This is a genomic window from Spirulina subsalsa PCC 9445 (assembly GCF_000314005.1).
Classification (GTDB): Bacteria; Cyanobacteriota; Cyanobacteriia; order Cyanobacteriales; family Spirulinaceae; genus Spirulina_A; species Spirulina_A subsalsa.
The window spans coordinates 2,003,420-2,024,925 of the sequence record NZ_JH980292.1 but is presented as its reverse complement, the minus strand read 5'-3'; the positions used below and the strand labels follow the sequence as shown (position 1 = coordinate 2,024,925).

General features: G+C 51.4%; 16 protein-coding genes. 11 read left to right on the top strand and 5 right to left on the bottom strand.

All coding sequences use genetic code 11. The features are described 5' to 3' along the window. Positions 1–459: 459 nt before the first annotated feature. Positions 460–2,853, bottom strand: coding sequence for a heavy metal translocating P-type ATPase (locus SPI9445_RS0109405; protein ID WP_017304490.1), 2,394 nt, complete (start codon positions 2,851–2,853; stop codon positions 460–462). 12 nt (positions 2,854–2,865) lie between these two features. On the opposite strand from SPI9445_RS0109405, the gene SPI9445_RS0109400 reads away from it, so the two are divergent. Together SPI9445_RS0109400 and ilvB are read left to right on the top strand one after the other, a co-directional pair. Continuing rightward, positions 2,866–3,828, top strand: coding sequence for an SGNH/GDSL hydrolase family protein (locus SPI9445_RS0109400; protein WP_017304489.1), 963 nt, complete (start codon positions 2,866–2,868; stop codon positions 3,826–3,828). Positions 3,829–4,335: 507 nt separating this feature from the next. Next, positions 4,336–6,102, top strand: coding sequence for a biosynthetic-type acetolactate synthase large subunit (gene ilvB / locus SPI9445_RS0109390; protein ID WP_017304487.1), 1,767 nt, complete (start codon positions 4,336–4,338; stop codon positions 6,100–6,102). Positions 6,103–6,402: 300 nt separating this feature from the next. Here the strand turns inward: ilvB and SPI9445_RS0109380 are convergent, their stop codons facing one another. Further along, on the bottom strand, positions 6,403–7,395 hold the full coding sequence (locus SPI9445_RS0109380) for a GntR family transcriptional regulator (RefSeq protein ID WP_017304485.1): 993 nt from the start codon (positions 7,393–7,395) through the stop codon (positions 6,403–6,405). A gap of 82 nt (positions 7,396–7,477) precedes the next feature. Between SPI9445_RS0109380 and SPI9445_RS0109375 the strand changes: the two genes are divergently transcribed. The 8 genes from SPI9445_RS0109375 to SPI9445_RS0109340 all read left to right on the top strand — a co-directional run bounded on the left by SPI9445_RS0109375 (position 7,478) and on the right by SPI9445_RS0109340 (position 14,993). Then, the gene (locus tag SPI9445_RS0109375; RefSeq protein WP_017304484.1) at positions 7,478–8,212 is read left to right on the top strand and encodes a dienelactone hydrolase family protein; all 735 of its coding nucleotides are present in this window, start codon (positions 7,478–7,480) and stop codon (positions 8,210–8,212) included. Positions 8,213–8,379: 167 nt separating this feature from the next. Further along, positions 8,380–9,321 carry a S1 RNA-binding domain-containing protein gene (locus SPI9445_RS0109370; protein ID WP_017304483.1) on the top strand — a complete coding sequence of 314 codons (942 nt, stop codon included), beginning with the start codon at positions 8,380–8,382 and terminating at the stop codon, positions 9,319–9,321. A gap of 194 nt (positions 9,322–9,515) precedes the next feature. Next, the gene (dapB, locus tag SPI9445_RS0109365) at positions 9,516–10,343 is read left to right on the top strand and encodes a 4-hydroxy-tetrahydrodipicolinate reductase (protein ID WP_017304482.1); all 828 of its coding nucleotides are present in this window, start codon (positions 9,516–9,518) and stop codon (positions 10,341–10,343) included. Positions 10,344–10,357: 14 nt separating this feature from the next. Further along, positions 10,358–11,524 carry a UbiA prenyltransferase family protein gene (locus SPI9445_RS31090; protein WP_017304481.1) on the top strand — a complete coding sequence of 389 codons (1,167 nt, stop codon included), beginning with the start codon at positions 10,358–10,360 and terminating at the stop codon, positions 11,522–11,524. 139 nt (positions 11,525–11,663) lie between these two features. Next, positions 11,664–12,647, top strand: a complete 984-nt coding sequence (locus SPI9445_RS0109355) for a DNA-methyltransferase (protein WP_017304480.1) — start codon at positions 11,664–11,666, stop codon at positions 12,645–12,647. Positions 12,648–12,779: 132 nt separating this feature from the next. Further along, positions 12,780–12,917, top strand: a complete 138-nt coding sequence (locus SPI9445_RS30435) for a hypothetical protein (RefSeq protein WP_017304479.1) — start codon at positions 12,780–12,782, stop codon at positions 12,915–12,917. Between the two features lie 121 nt (positions 12,918–13,038). Then, entirely contained in the window at positions 13,039–13,167 is a 129-nt protein-coding gene (locus SPI9445_RS31625; RefSeq protein ID WP_017304478.1) for a hypothetical protein, read from the top strand. Between the two features lie 98 nt (positions 13,168–13,265). Next, positions 13,266–14,993 carry a succinate dehydrogenase/fumarate reductase flavoprotein subunit gene (locus SPI9445_RS0109340; RefSeq protein ID WP_017304477.1) on the top strand — a complete coding sequence of 576 codons (1,728 nt, stop codon included), beginning with the start codon at positions 13,266–13,268 and terminating at the stop codon, positions 14,991–14,993. Between the two features lie 201 nt (positions 14,994–15,194). On the opposite strand, the gene SPI9445_RS29570 is transcribed toward SPI9445_RS0109340, so the two are convergent. Beyond that, a complete protein-coding gene (locus tag SPI9445_RS29570; protein ID WP_164674433.1) occupies positions 15,195–15,506 on the bottom strand; it encodes a hypothetical protein in 312 nt (103 codons plus the stop codon). 553 nt (positions 15,507–16,059) lie between these two features. On the opposite strand from SPI9445_RS29570, the gene SPI9445_RS0109330 reads away from it, so the two are divergent. Further along, positions 16,060–17,187 (top strand): SPOR domain-containing protein, encoded by a 1,128-nt coding sequence (locus SPI9445_RS0109330; protein ID WP_017304475.1) that lies wholly within the window; start codon positions 16,060–16,062, stop codon positions 17,185–17,187. A gap of 22 nt (positions 17,188–17,209) precedes the next feature. Here SPI9445_RS0109330 and SPI9445_RS25010 read toward each other — a convergent pair whose 3' ends face one another. Together SPI9445_RS25010 and SPI9445_RS0109320 are read right to left on the bottom strand one after the other, a co-directional pair. Beyond that, entirely contained in the window at positions 17,210–18,850 is a 1,641-nt protein-coding gene (locus tag SPI9445_RS25010) for an ArnT family glycosyltransferase (protein WP_164674498.1), read from the bottom strand. A gap of 11 nt (positions 18,851–18,861) precedes the next feature. Then, entirely contained in the window at positions 18,862–21,285 is a 2,424-nt protein-coding gene (locus tag SPI9445_RS0109320; RefSeq protein WP_017304473.1) for a secretin N-terminal domain-containing protein, read from the bottom strand. Positions 21,286–21,506: the final 221 nt, after the last annotated feature.

The following is a 21,506-nucleotide window of genomic DNA, read 5'->3' as shown; positions in this document are numbered from 1 at the left end:
TTCATAGACTCGCCATAATTTAGCAGGATTTGTCCAACTAAACTAGAGGGCAAATCTCCTGAAGCTTGAGATTTGGTGCGCCCCACCATACTTAATCCTTTTTACAATGCGACAATCACGGGATTGTTTTTTGTCTTCACAGTATACCATAAAGAATAAACGCTGGTTAAAACCAGCGAGTCACCCTAACCCTCGCTTGAAAGACGAGGGCTTGGGGGCATCCCCTGTTATTCTCGTCATATTCCTCTTCTTTCACTCTGGAAGATTTTAACGAATCTTCGCCATTACAGCCAACGAGAGAATCAGGGTTTGAACCGGATCTGACAGAAGAGGGATATTCCTTGGCTTCAGTCTCGTTGAGTTGACTTGAGACAGACCACTCGGGAAAACAGCCCATGTTCTGGGGAACAGAGACAGGGAGGCTAGGTCTTTAAGAGTAGTGTCTTCAGGGATTGGGTATTAACGGGATCCCGTCCAACGATGTCGGCGCAATAGCAAGGAGTTGGTGACAACTAACACAGAACTCAAGGCCATAAATCCTCCGGCGAGGGGAGGACTGAGGGCAATTCCCTGACTGGGCAGCAGGACTCCTGCGGCGATGGGTATTGCCAAACTATTGTAGCTTAAAGCCCAAAATAGATTTTGGCGAATTTTCTTAAAGGTGGCTTGACTCAGTTGAATGGCTTCTAAGACTGGGTGGAGGGGAATCGTTGACCCTTGGGAGGCCATCAGGATAATGCTGGCCGTTTCCATGGCGATTTCTGTACCGCTTTGGAGGGCAATACTCACATCGGCCTGGGCGAGGGCGGGGGCATCATTAATCCCGTCTCCCACCATGGCAACGGGGGCAGTGGTGGGGGAATTTTGCAGGGTTTGCAAAAGGGCGGCTTTGGCCGAGGGGGAGACTTGGGCGTAGATTTGCTCAATGCCGAGTTTTTGGGCGATCGCACGGGCGGCCGTGGGACGATCTCCGGTTAATAACACCACCTCTAACCCCATTTCCTGTAACCCTTGCACCGTCTGGGCGGCATCCTGGCGCAGTTGATCCGCAACGGCGATTAACCCCCCATACTCGACACCCACGGCTACATAAATCACGGTTTTTCCAGCTTGGGCGAGGCGTTCCCCTTGGGCTTCCACCTCCTCGGGAATCTTAATCTGATGCTGTTCCAACCAGGCCTGATTGCCCAATAACACTCTCTGGGGGCGACCTTGCCCGGTCACTTGTGCCACTACCCCCAATCCGGCTTCGGTGTGGAAATTTTCCCCCGCTAATAAGGGGAGTTCCTGCTTTTGGGCTTCTGCGACCAAGGCACTGGCGAGGGGGTGGTTACTGCCCTTTTCCACACTCGCGGCCAGTTGCAGCAGTTCTGAGGGCTGATAAGCCCCCCAGGGACAACAATCTGTTACCTTGGGCTGACCAACGGTGAGGGTGCCGGTTTTATCAAAAACGATGGTTTTAATGCGGTGCATCTGTTCTAATACATCACCGCCCTTGATTAAAATGCCCCGTTCCGCGCCCAAACTGGTCCCCACGAGGATGGCCGTGGGGGTGGCTAATCCCAAGGCACAGGGACAGGCGACGACTAAAACGGCGATCGCTAACTTCAAACTCAACAAGACCGGGGAGGTCGTGACCATCCCTTCCATGCCCGCCATACTGTGGGTCACCGGGGTTAAGACTTGGGGCCAGAGTTGGGTTCCCCACTGGCTCCAAAACAGGAACGTGAGGGCGGCCAGGGTCATCACCCCATAGGCGAAATAGCCCGCCACCGTGTCCACCAACTTCTGCACCGGGGCCTTACGAATTTGGGCGGCTTCCACCGAGGCGATAATCTTGGCTAGGGCAGTATCTGAGCCGATTTGAGTCACCCGGAGGGCGATCGCCCCGGATAAATTTAACGTCCCGGCCGCCACCGTCGCCCCCACCTCCTTAAATACCGGAGTAGCTTCCCCCGTTAACATTGACTCATCCAGCGTCGTTTGTCCCAGCACAATTTCCCCATCTACAGGGATTTTCTCCCCCGGCAAGACCTGCACCCATTCCCCCACGCGCACCAACTCCACCGGAATTTCAATTCCTCCCTCCTCGGGACTCTGGCCATCGGCCACCAAACGCGCCACCCGAGGCTGAAGCGCCATCAACTGTTCCAACGCCGCCGCCGCCCGGCCGCGGGCATTCCCTTCCAAGGTACGCCCCAGAAAAATAAAGCCCAACAGCATCACAGGTTCATCAAAAAAGCATTCCCAGTGAAGTTGGGGGAAAGCCAAGGCCACACAACTGGCCGTATAGGCGCTTAAGGTCCCCAAACCCACTAGGGTGTTCATATTGGGCATTCGGTACCACAAACCCCTTGCACCATCGAGAATAATCTCTCGCCCCGGAATGAACAACGCCAACGTCGCCAACGCCCAATGAAAGCCAATGTCGCTCATCACTGGGAGACGAGGCCCGCCCCAGTGGTCTAAATGACCCAAAGCGGAAAAACATAATAACAGGGCGGCCGTGAGCAGTCGTTGAACTTGTTGCCGTTGTTCATCCTGCCGACGTTCTGACCAGTTAGGCAGAGTCTGGGTTTCCCCCGCCCGAAGTTGACTAGGGAAGCCTCGGGCGGTGAGGGTTTGGGCGAGGCTCTCCGGTTGGACAGTTTGGGGGTCATACTGGATAACAGCCACTTGGGTGATTAAATTGACTTGGGCGGAAACCACCCCCCCCTGTTGGGTTAATTGTCGCTCAACGGCTTTCACACAGCCTGCACATTTCATCCCAGCAACATCGAGGGTAGCTGTGGTTAGGGGTGGGGTTTCTGTTGGTGTAGTCTGACCGAGGAACGGTTTGGAGACAAGTTGCATAAGAGTAATTTGATGACGAGTCAGAAGAAAAAATACTATTGGCTAGTCGGTCTTCCCCTAGGGGCTTTGATCGCTGCTGAAGTGGCTTTACGGGTGACGGTAGGTTTAGGGAATCCCCCCCTGAGTCAAGCGGATCCCTTGATGGGGTATCGCTTCCAACCGAACCAAAACCTACAACGCTTTGGCAACCAAATCATCTATAACCAATATTCCCAACGGTCTAATCCTATCACCCCCCAAAAGCCGCCCGATACTCTCCGCATCCTGATGATTGGGGATTCTGTTCTCAATGGGGGGGCGATTCTTGACCAAGGGGAAACCATTTCTGGGCAGTTACAGACCAAGTTTGATCAAGCGGGTATCCGGGCCGAAGTGTTGAATGCTTCGGCTGGGTCTTGGGGGATTGGCAATCAATTAGGCTATGTTCAACGGTTTGGCTTTTTGGAGAGTGACCTGTTGATTCTCCAAATTGGGACACATGATCTCATTCAACCGACTAGCACGGGCGATCGCATTGGGTCAGATCCCAACTACCCCACTCAAAGCCCCCTCCTCGCCCTGCAAGAACTGATTACCCGTTACCTGATCCCCCATCTCTTGCTGCGTTTGGGCTGGTCTGCTCCCCAGAGCGAAATTCCCACCGCTACCCTCCCCCCCCAGCAACAGTTTGAGGAGAATCTAGAGGATTTGCAAACCCTGCTGAATCTTGCTCAACAAGCGAATATTCCGGTTTTGGTACTTTATACCCCTGATTGGGTGGATGTTCTGCCCCAACCTAGCACTCCGACCTATAAACCCCCTTTTGTGGAGTTTTTGGGCAGTCAGGATGTAGGGCTAATTGATGCCCATGAGGACTGGAGTCAACGGCCACCGGAGCAAGTGAGTTTGTATTTCCGCGATAGTGTCCATTTAACGGCGTTGGGGAATCAGCGTATTGCTCAATTGCTCTGGGCTAATCTTCTGTTGTTGGAATGAACAGGGGAACAGGGAACGGGGAACAGGGAATAGGGAATGGGGAATAGGGAATGGGGAATGGGGAATAGGGAACAGGGAATAGGGAATGGGGAATAGGGAATGGGGAATAGGGAATAGGGAATAGGGAGTCGGGAGTCGGGAATAGTTAATAATTATCAACTCCCCCTCTCCCCTGCTCCCCAATTCCCGATTCTAGGGGGGTGAAATGATTGTTAAAGAACCCTAGGTTCTCTAAATCCGTCCGTAGAATACAAAATGTGTCCCATTCTAAGAATCTAAATTGGGTCTGCTGAATATCCATCTAATCACTGTTAGTAGGGTTTTTAGCGGTTTGGGAGCGAGAAACTACAAGGTTTTAGGGATAAATTATCAAAAAGGCTTGCCTTTTTCCGATTCCCCCCTGTTCCCTCCCGTTCCCTGTTTTTCACCCGGAGTAGAGTTATTCAGCAAGCCCTAAATTGATTTTGATTCTGATTCTGATGAGATACCTGTTTTCAGGAGGTAGAAATGTTAGCGCAACCCCCCACGGAGAAGATCATGAAACGAGTGACCGGAGCCTTTGCGCTCATTGATAGCTTAAAACGACATGGCGTAAAACATATTTTTGGGTATCCTGGGGGTGCCATTCTACCCGTTTATGATGAAATCTATCGCGTCGAAGCAGAGGGCGGTTTACAGCATATTTTAGTCCGCCATGAACAGGGCGCGGCTCATGCGGCGGATGGCTATGCCCGCGCTACGGGACAGGTGGGCGTTTGTTTCGCTACCTCTGGCCCTGGGGCGACTAATTTGGTCACGGGTCTAGCAACGGCGATGATGGATTCTGTGCCGATGGTGGCTGTGACGGGACAGGTGCCCCGTGCGTTGTTGGGAACCGATGGATTTCAGGAAATTGATATTTTTGGCATTACTATCCCCATTGTGAAGCACTCCTATATGGTGCAACACGCGGCGGAAATTCCCCGCATTGTGGCCGAGGCGTTCCATATTGCGAGTAGTGGTAGACCGGGGCCGGTGTTGATTGATTTTCCCAAGGATGTGGGAACCGAGGAGTTTGATTATACGCCCATTGATCCGGGGGTGGTACAGTTGACGGGCTATCGTCCCACGGTGAGGGGGAATGTCCGGCAGGTGCGACGGGCGTTAGAGTTGATTTGTGCGAGTAAGCGACCCTTATTATATGTGGGTGGGGGTGCGATCGCCGCCGAAGCCCATGCTCAGGTGAAACAGTTGGCGGAATACTTCCATATTCCTGTGACTACAACCTTGATGGGCAAGGGGATTATGGATGAATCTCACCCCCTGGCCTTGGGGATGTTGGGAATGCACGGCACGGCCTACGCCAATTTTGCCGTGGGAGAATGTGATTTATTAATCGCCCTAGGTTCTCGTTTTGATGACCGGGTGGCCAGTCAACAGGAAAATTTCGCCCGGGATGCCCAGGTGATTCATGTGGACATTGACCCGGCGGAAATGGGCAAAAACCGCACCCCCGATGTGCCGATTGTGGGGGATGTGCGGGAGGTATTGGTTCAAATGTTGGATGAGGTCGAAAAGCAACAAATTCAGTTAGAGGATGCTCAAACTCAAGCTTGGCTGGGGCGCATTGCGGAATTAGAGGAAGAATATCCTTTGGAAGTTCCCCACCCTACTGGGATTTTGTCCCCTCAAGAGGTGATTGTAGAATTAACCCGTCTCTGTCCCGATGCTTACTACACGACGGATGTAGGACAGCATCAAATGTGGTCGGCTCAGTTTTTGAATACGAAACCGCGTCACTGGATGTCTAGCGGTGGCCTGGGGACGATGGGCTATGGACTCCCGGCTGCAATGGGGGTAAAAATGGCATTCCCGGATGATCCTGTGATCTGTATTAGTGGGGATGGCAGTTTTCAAATGAATATGCAGGAAGTCGGTACTTTGTCCCAGTACAATATCGGGGTGAAGGTGGTCATTTTGAATAATGGCTGGCTGGGGATGGTGCGGCAATGGCAACATATGTTTTATGGCGATCGCTACGAGGCGACCAATTTAGAAATGGGGATGCCCCAGTTTGCCAAGTTAGCGGAAGTCTATCAGGGCATTAAGGGGATTACCGTCACGGAACGGGAGGCGTTAAAGAGTGCGATCGCCGAAATGTTAGCCCATGATGGCCCAGTCATCCTAGATGTTCGCGTCAATCGGACGGAGGACTGTTTCCCCATGGTTGCCCCCGGTCACAGTAATAGTGACATGATTGGTTTAAATCCTCGCTCTGGGCAGATACAAAGCTAGGAAACCGTTATCAACAATAGCGACCCACTCCCCACCTTGCGCCCTCGCAGGTAGGGAGAGCGTCGTAGATGCTTTCAGACCACTCTATTGAGGGCAAAAACCTGAATTCCCCCTGTTCCTTCCCGTTCCCTGTTTTCCACCCGGAGTTCCAGGCTACGTGCTTTAAGACCTCTAGAAAACCCCCAAAACCGGCATCAAGGGTATGTTTACAAAACATCGAACCCCTCAATTAACCGTCTTTCATCCCGACACTGACATTCATACAGTGCGGGGCTTCCCGACGATGAGCTAAACTGGAGTTCAGCCTAATCCTAACTCTCGCTTCAATAAATTAATCGATTTTTCCCCAATATAATTTTCACTACAGACTAAATTAGGATGACGAATTAACTCATCTCTGGCATCTAAAATAGCTTGTTTGACCGCCCCATAACTGGCTTTATCACACACAATGGTGTGAGCGCTGCGAATTAAGGCATTGACTTTATAAGTGTCTTGGAGTTGGGCAGAAATGACTAATAAATCCTCTCCCCGGAGACTATGAACTAAAATCTCAGCAATGCCTAAAATGCCCGCACTGAGACTGACTAAACCTAAACAACTGTCTTGGGGAAGTTTGCGCACTAGGTCTAATTCTTTGCTGTAATCGTAAATATCAACGGGAATCACCCGTACAGAACGGGGGGCGGCTAAGGCTTCGGCTTGTTTGATAAAATAACGACTGGTGACGACAGTTCCGGAGTGGGTTTGTTCGAGGATTTTACTTAATTCCTCCATGGGGACTAATTGAACAGGAATATTAAGGGCTTTTTCAATTTCTTGTACCATTAATTCTCCGGCACCGAGATCCCGGGCGGGAACAGTGACTAAGACTCTGGCACTACAACGTAAGCGCCAGTCAATTTCTGAGAGGAATAAATCCCGGGCCTCGGAGAGGCTACAGCCTTGAGACAGCAGTTCATCTAAACTTTTCTGCACTAATTTATAAGCTTCGGGATTTTGGGCAGTGGGGGAGGCATTGTGTCGGGTGCCGCCTTCGTGTCCTTGGGCTTTTACATAAATCCCGGAGCCAGCGAGGGATTCAACTAAACCCGTTTCTTCGAGTTGGCGATAGACTTTGCTGATGGTGTTGCGGTGGAGTCCGGTGATTTGGGCGAGTTGTCGGGTGCTCGGGAGACGATGGCCGGGGGGATATTGACGGGAGGCGATCGCAAATTGAATCTGGTCAAATAATTGTTTAGACGCGGGGATTTCGCCGTCTATTTGGATGTGGAATTGCACTTTACCAGCCATCTTAACCATTCACCCCATAACAATCTACATCTAGTGTAGGCTGATTGGAGAGACTTGTGAACTGTAATCCGTAGTTTTCCCTATGACCCCTATTCAAACTCAGTCTGTATTGGTTCAAAACGGCGACCTCGCCATTGAAGCTTATTTAGCTACGCCCCAAGGTGAGGGGGTTTATCCAGCAGTAATCGTGATTCAAGAAGTCTTCGGGGTGAATGAGCATATCAAAGATGTGACCGAACGTTTCGCTCAAGCGGGATATGTGGCGATCGCCCCCGCCATTTATCAACGCCTCGCCCCCGGTTTTGCCGTAGGCTACACCCCCGACGGACTCGCCCAAGGACGAGAGTATAAAGAACAAACCAAAGCCTCCGAACTCCTCAGCGACCTCCAGAGTACCCTAGATTATCTGCACCGCCTCCCCCAAGTCAAACCCGGTGGCGTAGGCTGTATCGGCTTTTGTTTTGGTGGTCATGTGGCCTACCTCGCCGCCACCCTGCCCGGAATTCGCGCCACCGCCTCCTTTTATGGGGCCGGAATCGCCACCCTCACCCCCGGCGGCGGGGAACCTACCCTGCGCCGCACCTCAGAGATTCAAGGCACCCTCTACGCCTTTTTCGGGGAAGAAGATCCCCTAATTCCCCTAGAACAAGTCGAGGAAATTGAGGCCGAATTGCAGAAACAGCAAATCTCCCACCAGATTTTCCGCTATGCTGGGGCAGGTCATGGCTTCTTCTGTGACCAGCGCCCCGATTACCGCAAGGCCGCCGCTCAGGATGCTTGGCAGAAAGTGTTACAGTTGTTTAGCTCCACACTTTAACCTGCCCCTTGTCGAGTTACCTTATAAAATGAGCAGATGGAACAGAGCAATCTGTCCTCACTTCTGGCCGACTATCCACAGCAGTCACTCCCCAAGCCCCTTGGGTGTGCTACCCGTTTATTGGCTGTTGGCGGAAGGCTTCCTTAATTTTTAACCTTTACACTGCTATGACTTCAGAATCCACCCGTCCTCCTAAAGCTAACGTTGCTTTTTCTATGGACGACTTTGCCAAAGCCCTCGAACAGGAACAATATGATTATGTTTTTCAACGGGGGCAAGTTGTGCGCGGCAGACCTTTGGAATATACCACCGAGGGGGTTTTTGTTGATATTGGGGGCAAGTCGTCGGCCTTTGTCCCCAAAGACGAGGCCGCATTAGGAGCAGTGGAGGATCTTCGGGAACTCCTGCCGATGGATGAAGAACTGGAGTTTGTGATTATTCGTGAACAGGATGCCGATGGTCAGGTGATTCTCTCCCGTCGTCAGTTGGCTCTGAAACAAGCTTGGAGTGACTTAGTGGAAATGCAGACCACTGGGCAATCGTTGCAGGTACGGATTAAGGGTGTGAATCGGGGCGGTGTGATTGGGGAAGTTAAGGGACTGCGGGCGTTTATTCCGCGATCGCATTTGGTGGAAAAAGAAGACCTAGACAGCCTAGTAGGTCAACAATTGACCGTGACTTGTTTACAAGTAGACCCAGAGAGCAAAAAACTGGTACTCTCCCAACGAGAAGCCGCCCGTTCCCAAGCCATGAAACAGGTTGAAGCCGGGGGGGTAGTATCCGGGAAAGTGGTTAGTCTCAAGCCCTATGGGGCGTTTGTGGAGACAGAAGAAGGGGTGACGGGACTCCTCCACATTAGCCAAGTCAGTGGTCTACCTATTCATGACATCCACACGGTTTTACAAGTGGGGCAACAAATCAAGGTCGTGATTACGGAGATTGACGAGTATAAAAATCGCATCTCTCTGTCTACTAAGATTTTAGAAGCCTATCCCGGCGAATTATTGGAAAATTTGGCCGCCGTGATGAGCAACGCTCAGGAACGTCTGGCGGCCGCTAATAATCCTTCTCAGTCGCCGGAAAGCGAGTCATCACAGGTTCCAGAGTAGCAAGGTTGGGGAGCAGGGGAGAGGGGGAGTTGATAATTATTAACTATTCCCGATTCCCGATTCCCGATTCCCGATTCCCGACTCCCGACTCCCGACTCCCGACTCCCGACTCCCGACTCCCGATTCCCTAGGGCGCAAGCATTGCGCCCCTACACCGACTCCCCCAAATGATCATTCTTGGAGATTCAGAAACTATGGAAAACGAAGCACTAATTCCTGTTGTTGTTAATGGTGCCGCAGGCAAGATGGGGCGCGAAGTGGTGAAAACTGTTGCCCAAGCAGAGGATATGATGCTGATTGGGGCGGTGGATCATAATCCCGAAGTGTTAGGACAAGATGTGGGAATTGTGGCCGGATGTGGGGAATTAGAAGTTCCCATTCTCAATGACTTACAAAGTGTGTTAGTCCTCGCCACTCAGGAGAAAGTGCAAGGGGTGATGGTGGATTTCACCCACCCTGATGGTGTGTATGAAAATGTGCGGAGTGCGATCGCCTATGGAGTTCGTCCCGTCGTCGGCACCACCGGACTTTCCCCCGAACAACTAGACGACCTGAGCGAATTTGCCGAAAAAGCCAGCACCGGAGCCCTCGTCATCCCCAACTTCTCCATCGGGATGGTACTCCTCCAACAGGCCGCCCTCCAAGCCTCCAAATACTTTGATCACGTCGAAATCATCGAACTCCACCACAACCAAAAAGCCGATGCCCCCAGTGGCACCGCCATCAAAACCGCCCAAATGCTCGCCGAAATGGGCAAAACCTACAATCCCCCTAGCGTCCAAGAAAGCGAAAAACTCCCCGGAGCCCGAGGCAGTATAGCAGAGGAAAACATCCGCATCCATAGCGTGCGTTTACCTGGCCTTCTCGCTCATCAAGAGGTTCTATTCGGCTCACCCGGACAGGTTTACACCCTCCGTCATGATACGAGCGATCGCGCCTGTTATATGCCCGGTGTTCTCCTCGCCATCCGCAAGGTGACAGAACTAAAATCCTTAGTGTACGGTTTAGAGAAAATCCTCTAGTCTCCCCTCCCCTTATGCTCATCCCCCTGACCCGCGAAAAATTTGAACAACTGGTGCCAACCGTCGCAACAGGAGCGCAATATGCCGCGATTTGGGGCAGTTGGCAAAACTTCCTCGGCCGTTTACTCATTTCCGCCGTCGGAGTCATCGTCATCTGGTTGCTTTACCTCGTCTTTGGCGACCTAGGCGGCTTTAAACTCCTCCTGACCATTATTCTGGGTCTTTATTGGCTCTGGTCCCCCGTCTACTTCGCCAGCATCCGCAATAGCAAATATCGGCGGTTCAAATATAGTGGCTTTTGGCGCGGTCAGATTTTAGATGTGTTTATTTCCGATGATGTCGTCAGCGAGGCCGAAAGCTTCAATCAACGGGGAGATTTAGTCATAGTCGAGAATCGGGAACGCCGAATCAACATAGAAATCGGCGATTCTAGCGGATTCCGAACCTTCGTTAAAGCCCCCCTCCGTCGCACCCACAAGCTCATCAAACCCGGTCAATGGGTGGAAGGTTTAGTCATGTCCAACCAGCCCGATTTGAGCCGCATTCAAGAAGTGAGTGATATTTATATTCCCAGTCAAAACCTTTGGGTGGGAGAATATCCCTGTGTCCGGCGAGATTTTTTTGTGGATATGAGCGAAGATATCCGCCAAAATCGTGGCCGTCCTCCCCAACGTTCCCCCCAACCCGTCCGCACCCGTCAACGTCCCCCCGAAGAATGGGAAGAGAAAGACTATCCCCCTCGTCCTCCCCAACCCGTCCGCACCCGTCAACGTCCCCCAGAATGGGAAGAGAAAGACTATCCCCCTCGTCCTCCCCAACCCGTCCGCACCCGTCAACGTCCCCCCGAAGAATGGGAAGAGAAAGACTATCCCCCTCGTCCTCCCCAACCCATCCGCACCCGTCAGCGTCCCCCAGAATGGGAAGAGAAAGACTATTCCCCTCGTCGCTCCCCTGCACCCCGTTCCGAACGTGAACCCAGAGAAACCCCACGCCGTCCTCCCCGCCCAGAACCCCGCCGCGAGGATGAATTTGACCCTCCTCCGAGAACTCGCTCTGCGCCCCCTCCCCGCCCTCGGAATGCGCCCCCCCCACCCCCGGCCGACGATTGGGACTGGGAGGAAGACAACAGCCCCATGAGTGAGTATCGTCGGGACTGGGAACAGGAGCAACGGAGACGTTAATATTGCCTCTAGTCAGACCCTATACATAGGGTCTGAAACCTAAATTTTTCCCACCGTCTAGATTGACCAATTTACACCGGGTCATTTTTTGCATCTCATTGAGAATCGCTATCATAGAGAAATATATTCATACAACAACATGATATCTAATGGGTTTTTTATAGACGATCAACAGTTATTATTACCCCCCACATTACAGAATATAACGACCTCCCAGAAAGACATTCCGCGACTGGCAAAAGATCCATATATTGTCCAGCAAATCGAAACAGTAATTCAACAAATACCCACCAACCATGCTCTCTTTCAGACCGATTCACGCCACTTATCTTTTATTGAAGATCAATCCGTTCATTTAGTGCTAACTTCTCCTCCTTATTGGACATTAAAACCCTATAGAGAGCATAAAAGCCAACTTGGCAATATTGAGAATTATCTAGAATTTTTACAGGAACTTAATAAAGTATGGCAACACTGTTATAGAATCTTAGTTCCCGGAGGTAGATTAGTTTGTGTGGTGGGGGATGTGTGTCTATCTCGGCGCAAAAATAAGGGAAGGCATACAGTAATTCCCCTTCATTCTGCCATTCAAGAACAATGCCGTCAGATTGGTTTTAATAACCTGTCTCCAATTATTTGGCATAAAATTAGTAATGCTAACTATGAAGCCTCTGGCAATGGGGAAGGTTTTTTAGGCAAACCCTATGAACCGAATGGAGTAATTAAAAATGATATTGAGTACATTTTAATGGAACGGAAACCCGGAGGATATAGAAAACCTTCCCTAGAAACTCGTGTACTTTCTCTCATCTCGGCTGAGAATCATCAACAATGGTTTCAATCCATTTGGTCTGGAATTCCGGGTCAATCGACTCGCCATCATCCGGCTCCTTATCCTGAAGTCTTAGCAAGTCGTTTGATTAGAATGTTTAGTTTTGTGGGAGATACTGTTGTTGACCCCTTTATGGGAACTGGAACGACGATAGTGGCAGCCGCAAACTGGGGGAGAAATAGTGTCGGCATTGAAATTGATCCCCATTATTTTAAATATGCTGAACAACGAATTTATAACGCTACATCATCCTTGTTTTGTTCTGCTACAATTATGACTAAAATCAGATAAAAGTAAGTTCAAGGTTATCTGTAGGTTGGGTGGAGCGAAGCGCGCAACCCAACAATTCACCGCTCAACTATAGCCCAGATTTGGTTAAAATAATCACAGTTTTACAACAGTGCCGGATGGGGAACAATTGTCATGAGTGGTATGATGGCAATGGTGGTTATTCTGGGGATCACCCTTGGGTTAATGGGTTTGGTGATCTGGGTCGTCTGGCTACAGCCTTGGATGGGGCAGGGGAATCAACAGCGCTACAATATAAAAGATAAAAGATAAAAGGGCATCTCCCCGACCCACGCGCCGTTCCTCTCGTCCTCGTCGTTCTCGACCCAAACGGACTCCCTCCCCGGTTCAGTCTTCTTCTCTCCAGAAAGGCAAGTATAAACAATTATTGGTCATGCTACAGGGAGATCAGGGGGCGATGGAACGATTACTAACCAGTGCAAAGGTGCGAGAACCCGGGCGGCCGGAGCAGTGGTATATTGAGAAGGTGATGTGGGATCTGCAACGCGATCGCCGTTCCTGAAACAACCCCCCTCAAACCTAAAGACTTTAACAAACTTATGCCTTCTGTTTCCAGCCATCGGTCACGATAGAACTCAGAACGCTTATACAAATTTGGCCATGTTAGAACATGATGTAATTATTGTGGGTGGTGGTTTAGCGGGCTGTCGCGCTGCCCTAGAAATTAAAAAAATTAACCCCCGTTTAAATGTGGGTTTAGTGGCAAAAACCCACCCCATTCGCTCCCACTCCGTCGCGGCACAGGGGGGGATTGCGGCAACGCTGAATAATGTGGATCCCGAGGATAGTTGGGAAGCCCACGCTTTTGATACGGTGAAGGGATCCGATTATCTGGCGGATCAGGATGCGGTGGAGATTCTGACCAAGGAAGCGCCCGATGTGATTATTGATTTAGAACACATGGGGGTTCTATTTTCCCGCTTGCCCGATGGTCACATTGCCCAGCGTGCTTTTGGCGGCCATTCCCACAAACGGACTTGTTACGCGGCCGATAAGACAGGCCACGCCATTTTACATGAGTTGGTTAGCAATCTCCGCCGCTATGGGGTACAGATTTATGATGAGTGGTATGTGATGCGCCTGATTCTGGAGGAGGATGAGGCGAAAGGGGTGGTGATGTTCCATATTCTGGACGGCCATCTGGAGGTGGTGCGGGCGAAGGTGGTGATGTTTGCGACGGGGGGCTATGGCCGGGTATTTAACACTACGTCTAATGATTTTGCTTCGACGGGGGACGGTCTAGCCATGTGTGCAATGGCGGGGTTGCCTCTGGAGGATATGGAGTTTGTGCAGTTTCACCCGACGGGGTTGTATCCGGTGGGGGTGTTGATTTCTGAGGCGGTACGGGGGGAAGGGGCTTATTTACGCAATAGTGAGGGCGATCGCTTTATGGCCAATTATGCCCCCAACCAGATGGAGTTAGCCCCCCGGGATATTACCTCACGGGCGATTACCCTAGAAATTCGGGCAGGGCGGGGAATCCATGCCGATGGCAGCCCTGGAGGGCCTTTTGTCCATCTGGACTTACGGCACATGGGGGAGGAAAAAATCATGAGTCGGGTTCCTTTCTGTTGGGAGGAAGCCCATCGTTTGGTGGGGGTGGATGCGGTACATGAACCCATGCCTGTACGCCCGACGGCGCACTATTCAATGGGGGGAATTCCAGTCAATACGGATGGACAAGTACGACGAAGTGGCGATCGCCTAGTTGAGGGATTTTTCGCGGCTGGAGAATGTGCTTGTGTGTCTGTCCACGGGGCGAATCGTTTGGGCAGTAACTCCCTCTTAGAATGTGTGGTTTATGGCCGTCGCACTGGGCGCAGTATTGCCGAATATGTCCAGACGCGCAAAATGCCCACCTTTGACGCGCAATTCTACATTACAGAAGCGGAAAAGCGCATTCAAGGCTTATTGAATCAAGAGGGGACAATGCGCATCGGCGCGCTACGTTCAGCATTTCAAGATTGTATGACCGAACATTGCGGCGTATTTCGCACAGAATCGGTCATGGCGCAAGGATTAGAGGCCATTCGAGAACTCCAAGCCCAATATCCCCAAGTTTATCTAGATGATAAAGGAACTCACTGGAATACGGAGTTAATTGAGGCTTTAGAATTAGGTCATTTAATGGTCGTCGGGGAGATGATTTTAACTTCAGCTTTTCACCGCCAAGAAAGCCGAGGGGCGCACTCCCGGGAGGATTATCCTCAACGCAATGATGGGGAGTTTCTCAAGCATACTTTGAGTTATTATTCTGCCGCCGGGATTGATTTGGAATATATGCCCGTAGTGGTGAATCGTTTTGAACCCAAGGAACGGAAATATTAAACTTCTCCCCATCTCCTCTGTTCCCTTGTTGGGTGTAGTGTCTGGTATTATTCAACAAACCCTAACTCCCGAAAAATCGCGCTCAAATCGTTTCAGAGTTTGGGCGCGACTCAATCATGTTCAGTAAAAAGTTTTTAACAAAAAAAATCGAAAAATTTTTGATTTTATCCTTGGACAATCACAACCAAATGATTAAGAGATTTAGGCCGAAAGGGTTTCTTCTCTGTGGGGGTGGGAGTCAGGGTAAAATTCATCGGGAATCGGCTCCAAGGGCTGTAATTCGCCGGGTCTTGCGTAATGATTAGGCAAGGCTAAAGACTGTTCCAACAAGGCAATCTCTTGACCCAAAGGATTCCAGTCTACATGGGTAAAGGGTTGAACTGCCAGACTACAGGCTTTCCAGCATCCTTTGACCGGAACACCCAGTTGTGCGCAAAGACCACCGCGCCGCCCTTCTGGCTGATAATAGCTACAGAGGCGACAGGTGGACGTGCAAAAACGCTGATTATTCATGGCAACTCTTGGGGGGAGAAGGGCTAGGGGGACTGGTTCGGGAATGCTCACAGGAATACTATTTGCACTTCACTCTTCCATTTTGAATTCAATTTTTAAAGTCCGTGATTTTGTGCAATAAATAGATACAAACTTGTTAGATTTTGTTGCTTTATATGACACTATGGGAGGATAACCCTCTGAGATCACGGGGATCAGGTTGGGGATCAATCTCAATGCGGGACTTTAATCAATGATCAACACGAAAAAAACGAACTCCACATTGTCAGCTTAACTCAGGCTCAGAATGGATAATTTATTTCTTTATTTTTTCTTCATAGTAGAAGCGTTATAATGTGCGTTTTTCTCTATCACAGGCTGTTGAGCCTAGTAAAACCCTTGATCCCCGTCTTCTATCCCTTCACGAATCCCCCAGTCTTTTCCGCAAAATTTGCTAAAAAATCCGGCTATAACGGTTTCCATGAGTGCCACAGGGGGAAAAAAGTTCCGCCTCGGTCAACTGGGCGGGGTCTGTGCCAAAATAGACACGGCGAGTAGATTCAGGAGTGACATTATGGCGAAAAACGGTTCAGGACAATATTCCACCCCATCGGGCATGAGTCCGGTATTAGAAAGCGCCCTCAGTTGTTTAGATGTACAACTCGAAGAAGAGTTAGCCCGCTACCGTCGCCAACGGACAACGACTCCTGAACCTACGCCTACCATGCCTCCCCTCACGGAACGAGTAGCGGCGGAGGTGGCTTTTGCTCCCCTGCGACCGGATGCTGAGGCCGCCCCGACTCCTGCACTCCCTACTCCAGAGAAACCCAAACCACCCCTTGAACTGGAAAGCCACGTTGCTAACCTCACCCAAAAGGGCAACCCCCCCGCCCCAGACTCTGACCTCCCCCAAGATGATTTAGCGTCCTCGGCTCAACTGCGCCGCAATCTCGCGGAAGGGGAACCAGAACCCCCGATTACTCCCCCGCGCAATCGTTTCTTAACCCCTATTGGGCTGGGGTCTATGGTGCTGTTAGGCAGTGCTTTAACCTTAACTGGGGTTGCGATTTTGGAGCCGGAACGTCTGGGCGCTCTCTATGACCGCTTGTTCCCTGCTCCGGATGCCCCTGTGGCCACAACTCCGGCCTCAAACCTCCCTCCCTTGACGATTCAAGGCCCGAACCTCGCTCAGGATGAATTTGGGGAGTTAAATTTAGACTCCTTAAGCACGATTACGGCTAACCCTAGCCCGACTTTGGAATTGCCGAATATAGAACTCCTCAATCCTTCCCCGAGTCGTCCGACGGCTCCCCCACCTCCGCCGCCGGAAGAAACCAGTGACTTGACCACGGCTCTGTTACAGCCGATTCAACCCGCCCCGAGTCCGGAGGCTTCTCCTAGTCCGGCTCCCTCTCCTAGTCCCTCTCCTAGTCCTTCTCCTAGTCCAGATTTGGCGAATGATCCCGTTGTCCTCAATGCGGCCGCGGGTCCGACGACGAGCGATTTCTACTATGTTTTAGTTCCTTATACTGGGCCGTCTTCCTTACAACAGGCTCGTTCTGCGATTCCGGATGCCTATGCCCGGCGCTTTTCTCAAGGGGTACAGTTACAAATGGGGGCGTTTATTACAGAAGCGGATGCCAAGCAGTTGGTGGAGCGTTTGGACGCTCAGGGTATTACGGCTCGGGTTTATCGGCCCTAACTAGGGCTTGCTGAATAATTCTTCACTCGCGCCAAACTACGGTATAGGTTTCAAGGGTTCCCATCTGACTAAACCAGCCCCGCACGGGTACCTGTTGGGGGGTGGGTAAATGGGCGGCGGCTAACTGGTCTAAAAACTGTTGGAGGGCTGGAGTTTGATTGAATATTAAAACGGTGCTTTGTTCTCTTTCATAATAGGTCTGTAATTGGGGCAGGGGATTGTTTTCTAAGCCAATAAACTCCCGTTGCTGTTGGGCGACGTAAAAGGGGAGACTGGGTAGGTCGAAGTAGTCGGCGAAGATGACGAGGGTTTCTGGGGGGGTGGTTTGGGCGATTTGTTGGGCGACTTGTTGGGTGGCGGAATGGTTGAGGTTGACTAGGGGCATGAGAAACCCCCAAATCAGGAAGGTGAGGATTAATCCGTTGCAGGTGGTGAGGGTGATGGCGTTTTCTAGGTGGCCTCGTTGGAGTTGGTGAATGGTTGCGATCGCCCACCCCAACCAAAAGACTCCCACCAACAGGCTCAAAACCCCGCCCCTTATACCGAGTAGCCACCAGCCCGCTCCTCCCAAACCCACAGTTAACAAGAGGGAGAGTAGGAGGAAAAGACGGGTTCCCCAAGGAAAGCGAGGGTGGGGAGGGTGAATAATGGTCTGGGCGATTAAGAGGGCGATCGCACCGTAGGCCCCCAAGGCATAGGAGGGGAGTTTACTGGGGATGAATTCGTAGGCCAACCAGCCCCAAATTAACCAAGCGGCAATCCCACTAGACAAAGGCTGCTCCCGTTTGCGCCACAGATTACGCCCCAAGTCCCCTAAAGCGGCCGGGAAGAAGATCACCCAAGGTAAAAAACCGAGACAAAACACTAGCAAAAAGTACCCCGGTGGCCCCCACTGGCCAAAGGTAATCCCTCCGCTTGCCCGTTTGACAATATACCAGTCAATCATCCATTGAATATACTCCCCCCCATCGGCAACCCAAGCCATGCGCCCCCACACCAATAGGGGAATCAGGGATAAGGGCAACCCTACCCAAGGATGGAGGGCGATCAGGTGACGACGCTGGGGGGAAAAGAGGGCGAGGGTGACGAGGGAGCCTAACACTAAAATCAGGATGGGAGGGCCTTTGGTTAAAACGCCTAAACTCACGGCCCCCCACAATAACACCGTCCAAAGCCCTCGCGGTCGCACAAGGGTATTACAGAGGGCTAATAGGGCGATGGTTTGCCAGAGGACTAAGAGGGCATCGGTGAGGGAGACTTTGCCTAAATTGGGTAGCAGGAGGGAGGAAAAAACAATGATGGTCGCCAGTCGGGCGGTTTGCTCCCCAAAAGCTGACCGCCCCATAACATAAATTGTGCATCCTGTCAAGAGGACAGCTAAGGCACTGGGGAAACGCAGGGCAAATTCTTGTTCACCGAAGAGTTTAAAGGAGAGTGCGATCGCCCAAAAATGGAGGGGGGGTTTACGGTGGGGGTCAGACCAGAGAAAATCCGGTGTGACCCAGTTCCCTGTACTCAAGATATTATGGGCAAATCCCGCGTAGGCCGCCTCATCTTGATCCCAAAGTGCGATCGCCCCATTTTGCCAAAACAGATTAAAGCCGCCCCAGACCAAGGCGAGGAGGAAAAGCAGTTTTAGGGGCGATCGCATTTTAACGTTCAACTCCTAACCCACTAGCGATTAGGGGGTACAGGTTGACCCGGCACCGGGAATCCTTGCTGCTGTAGCATCTGCTGGGAATCTTGACCCGGAGTAAAGGTGTAACCCGTCCCCCCAAAGCGTTCCGAATCATCCAACACTTGGGGAGTCACCATCACAATCACCTCATTCCGTTGGTTTGTGCGGTTTGTCCGACGGAACAACGAGCCAATCAGGGGAATATCCGCCAAAATCGGCACCTTCTGCACCTGTACCCGGTCTTGGTCTTGAATAATCCCCGAGAGAATCAACGTCTGACCATCCCGCATCCGCACCACTCCAGTGGACAAATTCCGACGACTGAGCAGACTAATATTATTAGAAGATCCCCCAATATTAATCGTCTGTACCTCCCCAATGGTACTCACTTGAGGACTCACCTGCATGGTAATAAAACCATTATCATCAATGCGTTCCACATTAACCGCCAGAACCAAACCCACCCCAGCATCACCGCGACTCACCTCCACCGTCACCGTCGAAGTCACAACACCCGCCGCCGCTTGAACATCCGTTTCAATATTAGTGACCACATCCTGAGTTAAATTCACCGCCGCCGTTTGGCCTTCCTGCACAATCAAGGTCGGATCCGTCAGGATTTTAGCGTTATTATTTTGAATCGAGGCTTGAAGCTGCAATAAAAAGGCATTCACCATGTTAAACGACGGATTGCCTGCTGTCGCCACGGCAGACTGACCGACTGTTTCACTGGTGAGTCCAATACTGGGCTGAGTCGGACCAATATTTCCCCGTCCCACTTGGAACGGTTCAGCCCCAATAAAGGAATTGGGATCCGCAGAACGGGGTTCAATCGCGCCCGTCGTTGTTCTTAGGGGAACATTGCGATCGCTCGTGCCGAAATTAATAATCCCAATCCCCGACTGATTAATCACCCCCGTGTCATTAATCCCAAAAGAGAAACTTGTCCCAAACCGTCCAATATTACTCAAATTGACATCAATAATTTTCACATTAACCGCCACTTGACGACGACGGGCATCCAGTTGTCTTAAAAAATTCGTCGCCATCTGAACCTTGCGCGGTTCTCCCACAATCGTCACCGTATTTAACCGAGAATCCGCCGCCACAGAAGTTCCCACCAACAACAGAGGACCTAGGGAATTATCCACTTCTGGAGTAATCCGTTCTAAACGGGGTGGCAATTGTCGCGTTCCAATTCTTTCCTGAGTTTGAGGGTTAATAATATCCTCTTCCAACTCCACCAACAACTGCACCTCAGCCCCTTGAGTTGCGAGGAAGTTCGCCGCACTCGATGCCGTCACCTGATTTAAGCGAAACGTCCGCGTCACAATATTCTGAGCCGCTTGGGGTAATTGCGTCCCCACAAACACCGTCCGCCCCCGCCGAGCCGCTTGTAAACCCGCCGCTTGGATCACATAATTAAACACATCCTGCACCGGCTCATCCTGCAAATCCAAGGAAATGGTCGGACCGCCGTCTGCTCCTCCTTCCCCAGTTTCCGCAAAAATCAAATTCAAGTCCGCCGAACGCGCCAAAAGACCTAAAACCTCCCGCACCGGGGCATCCTGCAAGACAATATTCGGCACCCGGGCGCTGGTGCCTAAATCGATAATTTCCGGGGAAGAGTCCAGATTCGCCACCGCAATATCTCCCACCGGGGGAGCTACCGCCCGAGGCAAAAACGGGGGAGCCGGAGCAATGGGTTGAGCCGGGGCGGCTGGGGTGGCTGGACTGCCCTCAATAGTAATGGCCGGATTCGGCACCAACACTTCAGAGCGCGGCGTTTGGGAAAATAACGAAGGGTCAAACCGGGGTAACTCCCCCTCCGGTTGAGGAATTTGGGGGTTGACAGTATTTTCAGGAACCGTCAGTTGAGGGGGAGGGTCTTGGAGAGGAATAGTAGAGGGGAGGGGATTATTCCCTTGAGGAGGAGGGAGCGGCCGCACCTCACCCGTTTGTCGTTGTGTCGCGGCTCGGGGCGTTTCACCGCTAGCCATTGCGCCACCAGGAGCAAAACCGAAGACCAACTGACCCGACTGTTGGCGCAAAATTTGACCGACGGGGGGGCGATTTTCTCCCGAGACAATCACCCGCACGGTTTCCGAGTTGACCTGAATCATCTCCACCCGTGCAATACCCGGGACGGGGGTATTTTGTCGGAACGTACTGCCCCCTTCCGGTAAGGCTAGCTCACTATCTAAAATCTCGGCCACCAGATTATTCCCTTGCACCACCGTTAACACTTGGGGGATGCTGTCGCTGTTAGCCAGACCCAGAACCAACTGAAAGCCATTATTATTGGATTGGACTTGAACTTGGGTAATTTGGACTTGAGCCGCCCCCACAGGCTGGGCTACCATCAAAACGGCTGCTGCTCCGGTTAAAATCCCGACTTGCCTAAAATTAATACTCACCATTCACTCCTCAACCAAATCGCACAACTGTTATTAAATTAATTTATTGACCTAGCCACACAATATTAGGACTTCCACTCTTCCTGACAGGGGGTTTTTCCAGCACGACCCCAGCGTTTGAGCTATATGGATAATACCCTATATTCTCTAGGATTGGGAGAAATTCCCTCAGCGAAAAAAATTCCCAGAAAAAAAATTCCTAGACCCGAAATTCCTAGGAGGTG